Raw genomic sequence first — 15,702 nt, 5'->3', positions numbered from 1 at the left:
GGCTAGCCACGTGCGGCCGTGTCCAGGATGCGGTCGAGCCCGAACTCGAAGCGGCGGGTGAACTCGTTGTCCACGAGGTGCGGCAGGACGCGAGCCAGCGCGGGGTGGCTGTCCGGGGTGACCGCGGATTCCAGCAGGCCTGCCACCGCGCCCGCCGCGCCCTGCTCCTCCTGTGTGAGGCCGAGCGTGAAGTAGAGGATCGTCCAGCAGGTCCAGCCCGCGTCGCGGGGTTCGAGGCCGCCGTCGAGCAGGGCCGCGACCAGCGCTTCCGCGGCGCGCAGGGTGGCCGGCTCGGCGACGAACGTCCCGGCCACGACGAACGCGCCGTCCCGGTGGGCCAGCAGCGCGCGGCGGAAGCGGCGGGCCAGCTCGGCGGTGCGGTCCCGCCAGTCGTCCGGGAGCCCGTCGAAGGAGATGCCGGCGAAGATCGCCTCGGCCATCAGCTCACGCAGCCGCGCCTTGGTCTTGACGTGCCAGGAGACGGTGTTGAGCCGGACACCGAGCCGCCGCGCGACGGCGCGCAGGCTGACGGCCTCCAGGCCCTCTTCGTCCAGCAGGTCGAGCGCGGCCCGGACGATCTCGTCGCGCCGGCTGTCGCCGTTCCGGGTGATCACCGGGCGATGCTAGCCAGGTGGCCGTCAGCGGTGCTGGTCAGGCTCGCCGCTGGGGGTCACCTCCGCGACGTGGCCGTCGGGGCGGATGAGGGCGGTGTCGAGCGCGGCCCAGTCCGGCCGGTCGTCCAGCGGGCGTCCGTGGTGGACGATCGCGCCGGGGGCAGCGGGGCCGGGCTCCTCGCGGAAGTCCAGCAGCACCGGGCGTCCCGCGTGCAGGAGCCGGAAGAGCGTGGTGTCACCGAACTTCAGGTTCGGCGCACGGGTGCCGGTGAGCGGGTGCGCGCCGGGGTAGCGGACGGACAAACCGGACAGCCGCTCGGCGAGGGCCTTGGCGAACGCGGGCTGTTCGGCGATGAGGGTGCTGAGCAGCGACCGCAGACGGCGGCCGTCCGGGGAGAACGCGGTCATCAGCGCGGTCTGCGCCTGGGTGTGCTCCAGGAGTTCGGCGCCGACCGGGTGGCGTTCGTCGTGGTAGGTGTCGAGCAGGTCGTCGGGCGCTTCGCCGCGCACGACCGCGCCCAGCTTCCAGCCGAGGTTCATCGCATCCTGCAGGCCGACGTTGAGCCCGACGCCACCGGCCGGCATGTGCATGTGGGCGGCGTCGCCGGCGAGCAGGACGCGTCCCCGGCGGTAGCGGGTGGCCTGGCGGCTGGCGTTGGAGAACCGGGACAGCCACGCGGGGGAGTGCATGCCGAAGTCGCGGCCGGCGATGGCGGTGACCTTGGCGCGCAGCTCGTCGAGGGTGAGTTCGCCGGGCCGGTCGGCGCGGATGTCGTCGGGGCTGTGGCCGACCAGCCGGTGCAGGCCGCCGGGCAGCGGGACGGCCAGGAGGAGCCCGTCCGCGGTCGCGCGGCTGTAGGAGCCCGCGGACGGCGGGTCGGTCAGCACGACGTCCCCGAGCCAGCCGTACACGGACGCCGACGTGCCGGGGAAGTCGATCCCGGCGGCGGCGCGGACGGTGCTGCGGGTGCCGTCGCAGCCCACGACGTACGCGGCGGCGATCGTGTATCCGCCATCTGGGCCGTCGACTGTCACGCGCACTTCGCCGGGGTGTTCGGTGAGGCCGGTGACGCGGTGGCCGCGCCGGATGTCCGCGCCCCTGTCGCGTGCGTGGTCTTCCAGCAGTTCCTCGGTGCGCGCCTGCAGGAGCGCCAGGGTGATCGGGAAATCGGTGTCGAGCAGGGCGAAGTCCAGGCGGTCGTCGAGCACGGCGAAGTGCCCCTGCGGGATGGGGATTCCTTCGGCCAGGAAGGGCTGCTCGACGCCGCGTGAGGCGAGCACCTCGATGGTGCGCGGGTGGATGGTGAGGGCCTTCGAGTGCGGGTCCCGTTCGGTGCGCTGTTCGAGGACGGTCACTTCGGCGCCGGCGAGGCGGAGTTCCGCGGCCAGCCACAGCCCGGTCGGGCCTGCTCCGGCAATGACGATGTTCTTGGTCACTGACCAAACCTAGCCTAGGCTGGGTCGATGACCAAGGATGAGATGCCGCAGTACGCCAACCCGGCCGGGCTCTTCGCGCTGCCCGAGATGTTCAGCCTGTCCGTCGCCGTGCCCGCGTCGCGGCTGGTGTTCCTGTCCGGGCAGGTCGCGTGGAACGCGGAGGGTGAACTCGTCGGCGAGGGTGACCACGGCGCGCAGGCGGAGCAGATCGTGCGCAACATCGACATCGCGCTCGCCGCGGCCGGCACGAGTCGTGAGCACCTGGTCAAGCACACGATCTACGTCGCCGGATATCGCCCGGAGCTGGCGGAGGCGATCCTCGCGCCGATGCGTGCCGGGGTGACCACGCGTTCGGCGAGCACCCTCGTCGGCGTCCAGACCCTGTTCGACCCCCGCTACCTGGTCGAAATCGATGCAGTTGCCTGGATCCCTTGACGCATTCCCATATGGGTATATATTTGGTGCATGGCAAGGGCAGCGACTACGGCGGACGCGTTCAACGCGGTGGCCGAACCTCGGCGGCGGCAGATCCTCGATCTGCTGGCCGGCGGGGAGAAGCCGGTGAACGAGCTGGTGTCGGTGCTCGGGCTCGCCCAGCCGCTGGTGTCCAAGCACCTGCGGGTCCTGCGGGAGGTGGGTCTGGTGGAGGTTCGCGACTCCGGACGGCAGCGGGTCTACCGCATCAACGCCCGCCCGCTGAAGGACATCCACGAGTGGGTCAGTGGTTACCAGCGGTTGTGGGACGAGCGATTCGACCGCTTGGACGCGGTGTTGGAAGAACTCAGGGAACTGGAGGACGGAGATGAGCACGATGACGACCAGCGGTACGGCGAAGGTGACGCTCCCGGCGGACAACCAGATCCAGATCGTGCGTGAGTTCAACGCGCCGGCGCGGCTGGTGTGGCAGGCGTGGACCACGCCGGAGCTGGTGAAGCGCTGGTGGGCGGGCGAGCGTGGCGAGGTCACGTCCGTCGAGGTCGACCTGCGGGTCGGCGGGAGATGGCGCAACGTGATGATCGCCAACGGCGGTTTCGAGGTCGCCTTCCACGGCGAGTACCGGGAAATCGTGCCGCACGAGCGGATCGTGTCGACCGAGGTGTTCGAAGGCATGCCCGGCGCGGAGTCGCTGAACACGCTGACGCTGACCGAGCACGAGGGACGCACCACGCTGACCGTGCTGGCCGAGTACCCGAACAAGGAAACCCGCGACGGGCACCTGGAGTCCGGCATGGAGGGCGGCATGCAGGAGTCGCTGGACAAGCTGGAGCAGGTCGCGGTGTCGCTCGCCTGACGGCCGGTGGTTGCCTGAGGGCAGGTGGTCTGGCCCGTCGGCTGGTGGTGCTGGCCTGTCGGCTGGTGGTCTGGCCCGTCGGCTGGTGTCGCTGGCCTGACGACTGGTTCTGGGGCTGCTTCTTCAAGGGTGGGTTCGATGGGCCTCGCTGCGCGAGGCTGATCGGCGTGCGCGCTCTCGGTGAAGGTTCCGCCTGCCGCGGCAGGTTCCGCGCCGTGCCGCGGCAGCATCCGCTTTGGCCGGGGGTGGCACGTCCGGTGGATCTGCTTGGCCGGGGGCGGCACGTCCGGTGGGCCCGCTTGGCCGGGGGTGGCGCGTCCGGTGGGTCCGCTTGGCCGGGGGCGGCACGTCCGGTAGAACCGCTTGGGCCGGGGTGGCACGTCCGGTGGATCCGCTTGGCCCGGGGCGTAGCGTGGCAGATCTTCGCGTCACCGGCGCGGCGGCTTGCCCCGGGCAAGCTGGCCTGCCCCCGCAAGCCAGCCTGCCGGGGCAAGCCAGTGTGCCGGGGCTAGCCAGCCTGCCGGGGCTAGCCGATGTGCCCGGGCTAGCCGGCCTGCCGGGGCAAGCCGGCCGGTCGGGGCAAGCCGGCCTGCTCGGTGGTTCCGCCCGGAGGTGAGGTGTCCGGGCGGAACCGTGCTGGGTCACTGGGGTCAGGCGCGCAGGACTCCTTGCGCCACCAGCGTTTCCCGCAGGCGGGTGATGATCGGCACCTGGCCCTTGACGAGCAGTTCCGCGGCGCGCTCGGGCCTGGCCCACTCGATGCGGTCGACCTCCGGGAACTCCTGCACGCGGCCGGAGCCCTTCGGCCACTCCATCTCGAACGTGTTGCTGGCGAAGCCGGCCGGGTCGAAGTCGCCCTCCGCGGCGAACGTCGTGATGACCTTGCCGCTCGGCTGGCGGAACTCGCCCAGCTCCAGGATCTCGCCGGTGAGCACGGGCTCGCCGACCTCCTCGGCGAACTCGCGCCGTGCGGCGGGCAGCGGGTCCTCGTCGGTGTACTCGCCCTTCGGGATGGACCAGGCTCGTTCGTTCTTGCGCGCCCAGAACGGCCCGCCCATGTGCGCGATGAGCACCTCGACGCCACCGCCGCCGGTCAGGCGGTACAGCAGGAACGCCGCGCTTTTCGTGGGCACCGGGTCACCACTGGTCGTAGTGCAGGACCTCGGACAGCGGCTGGCGCTTCGCCGGCTTGAACGTCTCGCCGGTGTAGAACGCCGTCGGGATCAGCGCAGCCTGCCGGACGTGGTCCGGGATGCCCAGCAGTTCAGCAGCCTCCTTCTCGTAGACCAGGTGCAGCGACGTCCAGGCGGTGCCGAGCCCGAGGGTGCGCGCGGCGAGCATGTAGCTCCACACCGCGGGCAGGATCGAGCCCCACAACCCGGCCTGGTTGCCCTCGGGCAGCTTGCCGCCCGGGACGTGGATCGCCGGGACGAGCAGCACCGGCACCTCGGCCATGTGCTCGGCCAGGTAGTCGGCGCTGTTCATCACCCGGTGCTGGGTGGCGGCGCGGTCCGTGTCGCCGGGGTAGCGCTCCTCCGGCGCCGGGCCGAGGTCGCGGTAGGCCTTGTAGGACTTCGCGTACAGCTCGGCCAGCTTGGCGCGCTTGTCGGCGTCGGTGACCACGACCCAGTGCCAGTCCTGCCGGTTCGACCCGGTGGGCGCCTGCAGCGCGAGGGTGATCGCGCGCTCGATGAGCTCGCGCGGGACGGGACGTGACAGGTCCAGCCGCTTGCGCACGCTGCGGGTGGTGGTCAACAGCTCCTCTGGTGTCATGCCCCCGATCCTGGCATGCGCCCCTGGGACCGGCGCCGGTCCCCGACGCGCGGATCTTGAGGTGGCCACTCGTGGGCCGGGCGGAGAGCGGGCAGGAGGGGAGTGGGGTGGGTGCGCGTTGATGGTTGGCCGTGGGGAAGGCGCATAGGTCGTGTGTGGGTGCGCGGAGTCGTGCGGGGGATGTGGCGGTGGCGATGTTGAGGCTGGGGTTCGCCCAGGGGCTTGGGTGGGTTGTCGCGACGGGCGCGCGAGATCGGCAGCGGGATGCGGTGGCGGGCGTGGCGGGTGACAATGCCGGGGCCGGGATTCGCCTAGGGCAAGGAGGCCTGAGATGGCCGGGCACACCTATCGCGTCACTGAGATCGTCGGCTCGTCCAGTGAGAGCCTGGACGCCGCCATTCGCGGGGGGATCGAGCGTGCGGCGCAGACGTTGCGGGGGTTGGACTGGTTCGAGGTGACCGAAATACGCGGGCACATCGAGAACGGCGCGATCGGTCATTTCCAGGTCGGGTTGAAGGTCGGGTTCCGGCTGGAGGACGCGGACTGACCTGGCCAGGGCGCGCACCGCACCCACCAGCGCGGTGCGGATGCGGACCGTCCATTTGGGACCAGGGTGGGTTGTCGGGTTCATGGCAGCCACGTTAAGGACGGGGACCGACAAAAACCGGTGCTGGGCGGAAAATCGCCACCCCATCGGGTCGAATTGGTTGGATCACCTGACTGGAGCAACAGGGGACAGACGCGCGGGGTAGATCGGCTGGAGCCCCGGACAGCGAGACACCGGAGCGGGCCGCAATGAGGAGCGGACACCTGCGTGGGGCCTTTACGAGGAGAGCGGTGGCGGGCGGATCGCTGTGTGGGGCGGAGACGTGCGCGCGGCTTTTGCGGGGTGGCGCGTGGTGGCGGGCGGGCGCTTTGTGGGGGCGTAAGCGTGCGCGCGGCTTTTACGAGGCAGCGCACGGTCGCGGGCGGGTCGCTTTGTAGAGGCGTAAGCGTGCGTGGGGCTTTACGAGGCGGCGCACGGTGGCGGACGGGTCGCGATGTGGGGGTGGACACCTGCGCGGGGCTTTTACGAGGCGGCGCACGATCGCGGGCGGGTCGCTTTGTGGGGGCGGAGACGTGCGCGGGGCTTTTACGGGGTGGCGCACGGTCGCGGGCGGGTCGCTGTGTGGGGCGGAGACGTGCGCGCGGCTTTTACGAGGCGGCGCACGGTCGCGGGCGGGTCGCTATGTGGAGGCGGACACCTCGATGGGGCTTCTACGACGCAGCGCACGGCCAGCGAGCGGGTCGCAACGAGGAGCGGAAACCTGCGAGCGGCCTCTACGACGCAGGGCACGGCCAACGAGCGGGCCGCAACGAGGCGCAAACCCGCGAGCGGATCTCCACGACACAGCGCAAAGCCCGGAGCGGGCGCTCAACGACCAAGCGTTGACGCCCCTCCGGGCGAGGATGAACCCACCGCCATCAATCGGCCGACAGTGCCTGCAGCAAATCGCCGATTTCGGGCTCGTCCAGCGATCGCGCCACGTCCGCCTGCGCGACGATCCCCACCAGGTCGTGGCCGTCGATCACGGGGAGCCGCCGGACCTGGTGCTGCGCCATCGTGCGCAGGATCTCCTTGGCATCGTCGTCGGCGCCGATCGTGACCGCCTCGCCCTGCGCGAGCTCCCCGGCGTTCACCGCGCGCGGGTCCTTGCCCTCCGCCAGCACCTTCACCACGATGTCCCGATCGGTCAGCATCCCCTTGAGCCGGTTGTCCTCACCGCAGATGGGCATCGCCCCCACCTGGAGCTCCGCCATCCGCTTCGCGGCGTCGAGCACGGTGTCGCTGGTCCGCACGCACTCGGGGTCCGGCGTCATGATTTCGCGAGCCTTCGTCATCTCTGCCTGCCTTTTGGTGCACTCGAACTGGGCACTCGCGGTCATACCCGCACCCGGTTGATTTACTCGTCCCATGTCCGAGATCGAGGTCCACCACGACGTCACCACCGGCGGCGACCTGGCCCACCACTACGCCCGGGGTGAGTCCCGGCCCATCACCGTCGTCGGCAACCCCGTGCTGCACCAGCCGTGCGCCGACGTCACCGAGTTCGGCGACGACCTGGCCCAGCTGGTGTCCGACATGTTCGTCAGCATGCGCACCGCCAGCGGCGTCGGCCTCGCGGCCAACCAGATCGGCGTCCCGCTGCGCGTGTTCGTCTACCTCTGCCCGGAGAGCTACGCACGCAGCGAGGGCGAGCTGTGGCACGCCGGCCACGTGGTGAACCCGGTCATCGAGGTCGCCGGTGACGAGACCGGCGCCCACCCCGAAGGCTGCCTGTCCGTGCCCGGCGCCAGGGCCGTCGTCGAACGCCCCGCCCAGGTCACCGTCCGCGGCTTCGACCTCGGGGGCAACCCCATCGCCGTGCCGGGCCGCGACCTGCTCGCCCGCTGCTTCCAGCACGAGACCGACCACCTCAACGGCCGCCTCTACATCGACCACCTCACGCCGGAGGGCCGCGAGACCGCGCTGGCGGAGATGAGCGAACCGGCCTACCCGGTAGTCACAACGGACGCCGCCACTCGACCGTGACGCGGCCCGGCTCGCGGCGCACCACCGCGTCCGCGGACGCCTCCGCCAGTGCCCGCTCCACGCCGGCCACCCGCTCGTCCGGCACCGCGCAGGCCACGCGCAGCCGGATCTCCTCGCCGGACAGGGCCAGCTCGACCTCCTCCGCGCCGCCCTCCGGCACCGCGGTGGCGCGGAGGAAGTCGCGCAGCACCTGGGTGACCTCGGCGGCGACCTCCGCGGGTGGCTCGGCGTCGAGGTCGCCGGTGAGCAGCAGCCCCGGCGCGTGCCCGTGGGTGCTCTCCAGCTCCCCGACCACCTCGCTGACCTGGGTGTGCAGCGGAGGCTGGGTGCGCGTCGCCGTGCCGTAGACGGAGCTCCGCAACGCCGAGATCGTGCGGTCGATGCCGCTGATCGCGGTCGCCATCACCGGGCCGGACCGGGGGAACCGGGCGGCCGCGGACTGCAGGTCCAGCGTGATGCCGTAGAGCCGGCGGATCGCCGTGTCGCCGAGCGTGCGGGCGATCCGGTCGGTCTCCTCCAGCCGGGCGATCCGGTTGGAGGCAGCCGCCACCTGGTCGGCCTCCGACAGGATCCGCACCCGCATCGCCTCGACCGCTTCGCCGAGCCTGGTCACCTCCTCCGGCCCGGCCGCCTCGACCTCGCGGTGCAGGTCGCCCGCGGACACCTCGCGCACCTGCGCGACCAGCCGGTTCAGCGGCGTGACGAGCGAGCGGCGCAGGATGAGCACGCTCGCCAGGCCCAGCACCAGCGCGAGACCCACGCACACCCCGGTGGTCACGTTCGCGGTGGCGTTCGCCCGGCGCGACGACGCCAGCCTGGCCGCGATGAGCTGGTCGACGTGGTCGCCCAGCGCGGTCAGCCGGGCGCGCAAGGTGTCGAACAACGCCCTGCCCTGCTGGTTGTCCGCGACGGTGCCGTTCGCGCGGACCCGCGCGATCGCCGGCTCGGCGGCCTGGGTCCGCCAGGCGATCCCGGCCGCGCTCACCGCGGAAAGGAGGTCCATCGTTTCCGCGTCGTCCGCCATCAACCGGGCGATGCTGTCCTCCGCCGCGGTGACCGCCGCGCTCCCCGTTTCGTAGGGCTGCAGGAATTGCGGATCACGGGTCAGCAGAAAACCGAGTTCGCCCGTTTCCATGTCCACGTAACCCCGGCCGAGCGCGGCGACCGCGGCCTGCGCCGGGCGCAGCGTGTCCCGCACCCGCGAACCGACGTCGGTCACGTGGACGCGAGCCGCGGTGGTGACGATCGCGGTGGTGGTGAGCAGCAGGAGCAACCCGCTGACGAGCAGGATCACCTGCCACCGCAAAGTCCGCGGCCGGAATCGCGGAATGGTCACGAAACACGATAACCCGCTTCACCGGAAAACCGAGAGCGTCGTTTTCCCGCCATCACCGCGGCGCCTGCCGCGGCGCCGATCGCCAATGCGATCCCGATCCGGTACGCCGCAAGCGCTCCGCTGCCGAAGAACACACCGCCGAGCAGCGCGACACCGAGCGTCGCACCGAGTTGCTGCACCGCGTTGAGCAATCCCGCGGCGGAGCCGATTTCCACCGGGCGCACCGCGCGCAACGCCGCGGTGAAGAACGCCGGGCTGAACAACCCCGCGCCGATTCCGATCACCCCCAGTGCTCCGAGGAACGCGGCGTGATCGGCCACCAGGCACGCGGTGACGAGGCCCGCGACGAACACGGCGAGCCCGGCGGGCATCACGCGGTCGCCGAAGCGGGGCACCAGGACCGAGCCCGCGACCCAGGACGCCACGCCCAGCCCGGCCGACCACGGCACCAGCGTCAGCCCGGCGGCACGCACACCCGCGCCCGCGTCCAGTTGCTCGTGCAGGACCACGACCAGGGTCAGGCCCGAGGTGGCGGTGAAGAACAGCGCCGAGGTGACCAGCGCGGCCGGGAACCGTCGTCCGGCGAACAGGGACCGTTCGACGAGCGGAGCGCGGCTGCGGCGCTGGTGCAGCACGAAGACGACGAGTACGACGGCGCCGGCGGCGAGGAGCCGGTAGTCCGGAGTGGACGGTTGCGTCAGCGGGTGGACGAGCAGCCCGAGGCCGAGGACCGCGAGCACCGTGCCCGGCAGGTCCAGGCGCGGGCGGCCGGGCGCGCGGTCCTCCGGCAGGCCACGGGCGAGCAGCAGCACGATCACCGACAGCGGCACGTTCACCAGGAACGCCGAGCGCCAGGTCCAGGCCTCGGTGAGCACGCCGCCGAGCACCGGCCCGCACACCGCCGCGAGCCCCATGACCGGGCCGATCGCGCCCAGCGCGCGGGAGAGCGCGGGGCCGGTGAACATCGCGCGGATCAGCCCGATCGTCTGCGGGATGATCACCGCCGCGGACGCGCCCTGCGCGGCGCGGAACACGATCAACGCGTTCGCGGCCGGCGCGAGCGCGCACGCCAGCGAGGTGAGCAGGAACGCCGTCACGCCGAGCCGGAACACCCGGCGGCGCCCGGCGAGGTCGCCGAGCCGCCCACCGGTGATCAGCAGCGCGGCGAACGGCAGGGTGTAGGCGGCGCTGAACCACTGGACGTCCGCCACCGGCCCGGGCAGGCTCGCGTGCACGGCGGGCGCGGCGACCTGGACGATCGTCGAGTCCAGCAGGTTCATCGCTTCGGCGGTCAGCAGTGCGGTCAGCGCCGCTCGGTGGTTCATCCGGCTTCCCTTCTACGCGGTCGGCGACAGCGTGCGGGGAGGGTCAGACTGGTTCCACTCACGAGCCGAAAACTGGCGGATTCCTCCATCAGAAGCGCTATAGTGCGGGAAATGACCGTGCTGGACGAGCTCGACCGCGGACTGCTTCACGCCCTCCACCTGGACGCGCGGGCGCCGTTCACGAAGATCGCCGCCGTGCTGGGCACGTCGACTCAGACCGTGACGCGGCGCTACCAGCGGCTCACCCGCGAGGCCGGGCTGCGGGTGACCGGGCTTCCGGACCCGGCCGGCACGCGTGGGCAGCAGTGGATCGTCCGGCTCACCGCGGCGCCGAGCACCGCGCACGACATCGCGCACGCGCTCGCCCGGCGCGACGACACGGCCTGGGTCCGGCTGACCTCGGGCGGCACGGAGATCGTCGCGATCGTCCGCGCCGAGCCGGGCGCGGGGAACTCGCTGCTGCTGCGGGACGTCCCGCGCACCGCGAGCGTCACCTCCGTGTCGGCGCACTACCTGCTGCACACCTACCTGGGCGGGCCGACGGCATGGCGTGGCCACCTCGACGCGCTTTCGCCCGCGCAGCAACGGGAACTGAGCCGCCCGGCGCCGACGGGCGAACCGGTCGAGCTCGGCGAGACGGACCGCGTGCTGCTGGCCGCGCTCGCGCAGGACGGCCGCGCCGGCTACACGGCTCTGGCTGCGGCGACCGGGTGGTCGGCATCGACGGTCGCCCGGCGGGTCGACGAACTCCGCGGGCGCGGCGCGTTGTTCTTCGACGTCGAGATCGACGACGCGCTGCTCGGCATCACGGCTTCGGCGCTGCTGTGGATGTCCGTGCCCCCGGTGCACCTGGACGCGGTCGCGACGGAACTGGCTCGCCACGCGGAACTCGCCGTCGTCGCCGCCACCACCGGGCGCACCAACCTGCTGTCGATCGCGTTGTGCGCGGACACCGGCGCGTTGCACCGATATCTGACGACCCGGCTCGCGCTGCCCGCGATCACGCACCTGGAGACCGCGCCGATCCTGCGGACGCTGAAGGCGGTGGCGCCGTTGGTCACCCCGACCGGCGCGGCTTCGGTCCGCGCCGGCCGGGGGCGGCCCGTGCGATAGCGGGCCCGCGCACGCGCGCCCCGGCGACCGGACCGGAGCGCGCGGTGTGGAGCCGGGCGCAGCGGATCGGGCGGGCGTCGCGTGGAGTTTCGGTACGCCCAGAGTCCCTCGGTGCAGGCGCCACGGTCAACGCATTTTCCGGGCTGGGGGCACGGAAAAAACCCGACCGGAAAGTACTTGAGTGTCATTCAAGTACATGTCACCATGGACACATGGCCTCGCCCCATGAGCTGGATCCGCGAGAAGCGCTGGACACGATCGACCGCGTGGGCCGCCGGGTCCGCCGGGAACGCTGGTGGTACGTGGCCGCCACGGCGGTCATGGCCGTGTTCACCGCGGCCTGCTACATCGGGCTGATCGCCGCCCCGGCCGCCGTCGGGGACCTGGTCCTGCCGGGGGTGCTGGTCGTGGTCGTGCTCACCGGCCTCATCGGCCTGCGGCTGCGGATGATCGACCGGGCCGCCGCGCGGCTGGAGAACGCGGCCGTCTGGGCCAGCGTCGGGCTCGCCGTGCCCACCATGCTGCTCGACAAGTTCCTCGTCCCCGAGGGCTTCACCCCGTGGGCGGTGCCGGCCGGAGTGCTGCCCGCGCTGCCGTTCATCGTCCTGGCGTGGCGGGTCGCGCGCCGGTGAGCGGCAGGAAGACGGGTGCCCACCCCCGGCACCAGCTCGACGAGATCATCCACGCGCCGGTCCGGCTGTCGGCCATGGCGGCGCTGGCCGCGGCCGACCGCGTCGCGTTCGGGTTGCTCCGCGACACAGTCGAGGTCAGCGACTCGTTGCTGTCGCGGCACATCCTCACCCTGGAGCGGGCCGGGTACGTCGAGGTGGTCAAGGGGTACGAGGGCAAGCGGCCGCGGACCTGGCTCTCCCTCACCGACGAGGGCCGGGCGGCCTTCGAGCGGTACCAGCGGACGCTTCGTGCGCTGATCGACACCACCTCACCCGTCCAGCACCCCGACTGAGTGATGCCCCGGCCAATTTCGCTGAGGTGTCGATCCGCGGGGTCGTCGTTCGTGTAGGTGGTGAAGACCGAACCCGAGGAGGGACCATGACCCACTACCTGCTCACGATCTACCAGCCCGACGGCGAGCCGCCCCCGCCGGAATTCCTCGAGCCGATCATGGAGAAGGTGGCGGCGTTCCAGGAGGAGTTGCGGGCCGCGGGCGCCTGGGTGTTCAACGCGGGCCTGCACCCGCCGAGCACCGCCACCGTCGTGCACGCGCGGGGCGACGACGTGCTCGTCACCGACGGGCCCTACCTGGAGGGCAAGGAGCACGTCGGCGGGTTCACCATCATCCAGGCCGCGGACCTGGACGAGGCGCTGGAGTGGGGCCGCAAGCTGACGGCGGCGACCACACTGCCCATCGAGGTCCGGCCGGTGGTCGACGGGTCCTGCGGTTGACCGACGAGATCGCCCGCGTCTTCCGGGAGGAGTACGGGCGCGCGGTGGCCGTCCTGGTCCGCGTCTTCGGCGACATCGACATCGCCGAGGAGGCGGTCCAGGACGCGTTCGCGACGGCGGTGCGGCGGTGGCCCGAGGACGGGGTTCCGCCCAGCCCGGCGGGCTGGATCATCACGACGGCCCGCAACCGCGCCGTGGACCGGTTGCGGCGCGAGGCGACCCGCGACGACCGGCAGGCCCACGCGGCCCTGCTGCACGCACGTGACGATCCGGTGGAGGAGGGCGCCGTGCCCGACGAACGGCTGCGGCTGATCTTCACGTGCTGCCACCCGGCGCTCGCCCCGGCCGCGCGGGTCGCGCTCACCCTGCGGCTGCTCGGCGGGCTGACGACCGCCGAGATCGCGCGGGCGTTCCTGGTGCCGGAGAAGACGATGGCGCAGCGGATCGTGCGCGCGAAGGGCAAGATCCGCGCCGCCCGCATCCCGTACCGGGTGCCGGACGAGGCGGACCTGCCGGACCGGCTGCGGGCCGTGCTCGCGGTGCTGTACCTGGTGTTCAACGAGGGCTACACGGCCAGGCGCGCGGCCCTGTGCGCCGAGGCGATCCGGCTGACGCGGGTGCTGGCCGGGCTGATGCCGGACGAGCCGGAAGTGCTGGGGCTGCTCGCGCTGATGCTGCTGACCGAGTCGCGCCGCGCCGCCCGCACCGGTCCGGGCGGGGAGCTGGTGCTGCTGGCCGACCAGGACCGGAGCCGGTGGGACCGGGAGCTGATCGCCGAGGGACAGGCCCTGGTGCGCCGGTGCCTGCGCCGGGGGCGCCCGGGGCCGTACCAGATCCAGGCCGCGATCAACGCCGTGCACAGCGACGCGCCGACCGCCGCGGACACCGACTGGCGGCAGGTGGTGGCGCTGTACGACCAGCTGATGGCGGTCGCGCCGTCCCCGGTGGCGGCCCTGCACCGGGCCGTGGCGGTGGCGGAGGTCGACGGTCCCGCGGCCGGGCTGGCACTCGTGGAGCGCCTGCGGCTGGCCGAGTACTACCTGTTCCACGCGGTCCGGGCGGACCTGCTGCGCCGCCTGGACCGGCGGGAGGAGGCGGCGCGCGCCTACGAGGAAGCCTTGCGGCGGACGGAGAACGCGCCCGAGCGGGAGTTCCTCACCCGCCGGCTGCGGGAGACCGGCGGGTGAGGAACCCCGGTCAGACCTGCTGCGCTCCCGCGCGGCCGGCTTCGATGACGAAGCTCGCCCGTGTCTGGACGGGCGCGCCGGGTCGCGTCACGTAGTCCACGATGCGGTAGTCGGCGGTCCACGAGTCCCGGGTGATCGTGTTGCGCACGTAGCCGCGCTTGCGGTTGATGAACTTGATGTGCGGGTTCTCCGCGAGCTGCACGCGGTCACCGGAGTTCTGGTCGGTCCCGTCGCCGCCGGAGGAGATCGACGTGCCCACCAGCTCGGTCGCGACCGTCGCCGACGCCGGGTCCTCGAAGTCGGCCTTCACGTCGGCCACGTAATTGGCGTGCACGTCGCCCGTGATGACCACCGGGTTGCTCGCCTGCGCCAGCTTCGAGCGCACCAGGTTGCGCTCCACGTAGTAGTTGTCCCAGGCGTCGTCGCTGAACGAGTCGGCCGTGCCGGATGTGAAGTCGCGCTGGGAGAAGAACACCTGCTGCGCCAGGACGTTCCACCGCGCGGTCGGGCCGGACAGGTTGCGCAGCAGCCACTCCTTCTGCTGCGCGCCCAGGATCGTGCGCGACGGGTCCAGCCGCGCGTCGCCCGCGACCTGGTCGTCCCGGTACTGGCGGGTGTCCAGCAGGTGCACGTCCACCAGGTCGCCGAAGGTGAGCCTGCGGAAGATGCGGATGTCCGGCCCGGACGGGCGCTGGGCGCGGCGCAGCGGCATGTGCTCCCAGTACGCCTGGAACGCCTGGGCCCGCCGCTGCCGGAACACGGCCGGGTCCTGGTCGGGCTCGGTGTCGGGCTGCGAGATGTCGCCCGCCCAGTTGTTCTCCACCTCGTGGTCGTCGAACACGAGCGCCCACGGGAACGCGGCGTGCGCGGCCTGCAGGTCCGCGTCGCCCTTGTACTGGGCCAGCCGGACGCGGTAGTCGGCCAGGGTGAACGTCTCCGCGGCCGGGGTGTGCCCGCGGCCGATGCTGCCCTGCCCGTTGCCCTCGTAGATGTAGTCGCCGAGGAACGCCACCAGGTCCAGGTCCTCCTGCGCGAGGTGGGCGTGCGCGGTGTAGAAGCCGTCCGGGTAGTTCTGGCAGCTGGCGAACGCGAACGAGAACTTGTCCAGCCGCGCGCCCGGCCGCGGCGCCGTCTTCGTGCGGCCCACCGGGCTGATCTCGTTGCCGACGCGGAAGCGGTAGAAGTACTCGGCGCCGGGCCGCAGGCCGGACACCTCGGCGTGCACGGTGTGCGCCGACTCCGGCCGCGCGATCTCGGCGCCCGCGCGCACCACGTGCCGGAACCGCTCGTCGGCGGCGACCTGCCACTCGACCGGCACGACCTTCGACGGCATGCCGCCGAGGCCGTCGGCGGCCAGCGGTTCGGGCGCGAGCCGCGTCCACAGCACGACGCCGTCGGGCAGCGGGTCGCCGGACGCGACGCCGAGCGTGAACGGGTCGCGCACCGGGCTGGCGGAGGCGGTGCCCCAGCCGGCGAAGGCGGCGGCGCCGAGCGCGGCGCCACCGGCGATCAGGACCTGACGGCGGGTGGGGGAGAGGTCGGTCATGCGTCACCTTTTCGGGGGTTCGGGAGGAAAGGCGCGCACACGCTAAGCACCCCGGGTGGCCGCTGCCCGAATCCCTGGTGGACGGGACATTGATGATCGTGCTT

General features: G+C 72.2%; 18 protein-coding genes. 10 read left to right on the top strand and 8 right to left on the bottom strand.

Going from position 1 to position 15,702, the window contains the following annotated elements; all coding sequences use genetic code 11:
- Positions 1-2: 2 nt before the first annotated feature.
- A complete protein-coding gene (locus AMY39116_RS0333835) occupies positions 3-614 on the bottom strand; it encodes a TetR/AcrR family transcriptional regulator C-terminal domain-containing protein (protein WP_020422026.1) in 612 nt (203 codons plus the stop codon).
- A gap of 24 nt (positions 615-638) precedes the next feature.
- The gene (locus tag AMY39116_RS0333830) at positions 639-2,051 is read right to left on the bottom strand and encodes an FAD-dependent monooxygenase (RefSeq protein WP_020422025.1); all 1,413 of its coding nucleotides are present in this window, start codon (positions 2,049-2,051) and stop codon (positions 639-641) included.
- Positions 2,052-2,078: 27 nt separating this feature from the next.
- On the opposite strand from AMY39116_RS0333830, the gene AMY39116_RS0333825 reads away from it, so the two are divergent.
- The 3 genes from AMY39116_RS0333825 to AMY39116_RS0333815 are packed head-to-tail and all read left to right on the top strand — an operon-like array spanning position 2,079 to position 3,342.
- Entirely contained in the window at positions 2,079-2,486 is a 408-nt protein-coding gene (locus tag AMY39116_RS0333825; protein WP_027936457.1) for a RidA family protein, read from the top strand.
- Between the two features lie 30 nt (positions 2,487-2,516).
- Entirely contained in the window at positions 2,517-2,927 is a 411-nt protein-coding gene (locus AMY39116_RS0333820) for a helix-turn-helix transcriptional regulator (RefSeq protein WP_039791908.1), read from the top strand.
- Entirely contained in the window at positions 2,863-3,342 is a 480-nt protein-coding gene (locus AMY39116_RS0333815) for an SRPBCC family protein (RefSeq protein ID WP_027936456.1), read from the top strand. Before AMY39116_RS0333820 ends, AMY39116_RS0333815 begins: the two co-directional genes overlap by 65 nt.
- A 650-nt stretch (positions 3,343-3,992) precedes the next feature.
- On the opposite strand, the gene AMY39116_RS0333810 is transcribed toward AMY39116_RS0333815, so the two are convergent.
- Entirely contained in the window at positions 3,993-4,475 is a 483-nt protein-coding gene (locus AMY39116_RS0333810) for an NUDIX domain-containing protein (protein WP_020422021.1), read from the bottom strand.
- A 4-nt stretch (positions 4,476-4,479) separates the two neighbouring features.
- Positions 4,480-5,115, bottom strand: a complete 636-nt coding sequence (locus tag AMY39116_RS0333805; RefSeq protein ID WP_020422020.1) for a nitroreductase family protein — start codon at positions 5,113-5,115, stop codon at positions 4,480-4,482.
- 331 nt (positions 5,116-5,446) lie between these two features.
- Here AMY39116_RS0333805 and AMY39116_RS0333800 point away from each other — a divergent pair, with 331 nt between their 5' ends.
- Positions 5,447-5,662 carry a dodecin gene (locus AMY39116_RS0333800; protein WP_017984202.1) on the top strand — a complete coding sequence of 72 codons (216 nt, stop codon included), beginning with the start codon at positions 5,447-5,449 and terminating at the stop codon, positions 5,660-5,662.
- 917 nt (positions 5,663-6,579) lie between these two features.
- Here the strand turns inward: AMY39116_RS0333800 and AMY39116_RS0333795 are convergent.
- The gene (locus tag AMY39116_RS0333795; RefSeq protein ID WP_027936455.1) at positions 6,580-6,996 is read right to left on the bottom strand and encodes a CBS domain-containing protein; all 417 of its coding nucleotides are present in this window, start codon (positions 6,994-6,996) and stop codon (positions 6,580-6,582) included.
- Positions 6,997-7,069: 73 nt separating this feature from the next.
- On the opposite strand from AMY39116_RS0333795, the gene def reads away from it, so the two are divergent.
- A complete protein-coding gene (def, locus tag AMY39116_RS0333790) occupies positions 7,070-7,687 on the top strand; it encodes a peptide deformylase (protein ID WP_020422018.1) in 618 nt (205 codons plus the stop codon).
- On the opposite strand, the gene AMY39116_RS0333785 is transcribed toward def, so the two are convergent.
- On the bottom strand, positions 7,659-9,023 hold the full coding sequence (locus AMY39116_RS0333785; RefSeq protein ID WP_235716265.1) for a CHASE3 domain-containing protein: 1,365 nt from the start codon (positions 9,021-9,023) through the stop codon (positions 7,659-7,661). The genes def and AMY39116_RS0333785 overlap by 29 nt on opposite strands.
- Positions 9,020-10,348: an MFS transporter gene (locus AMY39116_RS44080; protein ID WP_020422016.1), complete on the bottom strand. Its 1,329-nt coding sequence runs from the start codon at positions 10,346-10,348 to the stop codon at positions 9,020-9,022. Before AMY39116_RS44080 ends, AMY39116_RS0333785 begins: the two co-directional genes overlap by 4 nt.
- Before the next feature lie 111 nt (positions 10,349-10,459).
- Between AMY39116_RS44080 and AMY39116_RS0333775 the strand changes: the two genes are divergently transcribed.
- The 5 genes from AMY39116_RS0333775 to AMY39116_RS0333755 all read left to right on the top strand — a co-directional run bounded on the left by AMY39116_RS0333775 (position 10,460) and on the right by AMY39116_RS0333755 (position 14,052).
- Entirely contained in the window at positions 10,460-11,461 is a 1,002-nt protein-coding gene (locus AMY39116_RS0333775; RefSeq protein ID WP_020422015.1) for an Lrp/AsnC family transcriptional regulator, read from the top strand.
- Positions 11,462-11,673: 212 nt separating this feature from the next.
- Positions 11,674-12,093, top strand: a complete 420-nt coding sequence (locus tag AMY39116_RS0333770; protein ID WP_020422014.1) for a hypothetical protein — start codon at positions 11,674-11,676, stop codon at positions 12,091-12,093.
- Positions 12,090-12,425, top strand: coding sequence for a transcriptional regulator (locus AMY39116_RS0333765; RefSeq protein WP_039791909.1), 336 nt, complete (start codon positions 12,090-12,092; stop codon positions 12,423-12,425). Before AMY39116_RS0333770 ends, AMY39116_RS0333765 begins: the two co-directional genes overlap by 4 nt.
- An 86-nt stretch (positions 12,426-12,511) precedes the next feature.
- Positions 12,512-12,865 (top strand): YciI family protein, encoded by a 354-nt coding sequence (locus AMY39116_RS0333760; RefSeq protein ID WP_020422012.1) that lies wholly within the window; start codon positions 12,512-12,514, stop codon positions 12,863-12,865.
- Positions 12,862-14,052, top strand: a complete 1,191-nt coding sequence (locus AMY39116_RS0333755; protein WP_020422011.1) for an RNA polymerase sigma factor — start codon at positions 12,862-12,864, stop codon at positions 14,050-14,052. The genes AMY39116_RS0333760 and AMY39116_RS0333755 overlap by 4 nt, the downstream gene beginning before the upstream one ends.
- A gap of 10 nt (positions 14,053-14,062) precedes the next feature.
- Here the strand turns inward: AMY39116_RS0333755 and AMY39116_RS0333750 are convergent, their stop codons facing one another.
- Complete coding sequence (locus AMY39116_RS0333750) at positions 14,063-15,598, bottom strand: alkaline phosphatase (protein WP_020422010.1); 1,536 nt, start codon at positions 15,596-15,598, stop codon at positions 14,063-14,065.
- Positions 15,599-15,702: the final 104 nt, after the last annotated feature.

Source organism: Amycolatopsis sp. ATCC 39116 (assembly GCF_000231075.2).
Classification (GTDB): Bacteria; Actinomycetota; Actinomycetes; order Mycobacteriales; family Pseudonocardiaceae; genus Amycolatopsis_E; species Amycolatopsis_E tucumanensis.
The sequence above is the reverse complement of the archived record's forward strand: the minus strand, read 5'-3'. Positions and strand labels throughout refer to the sequence as shown.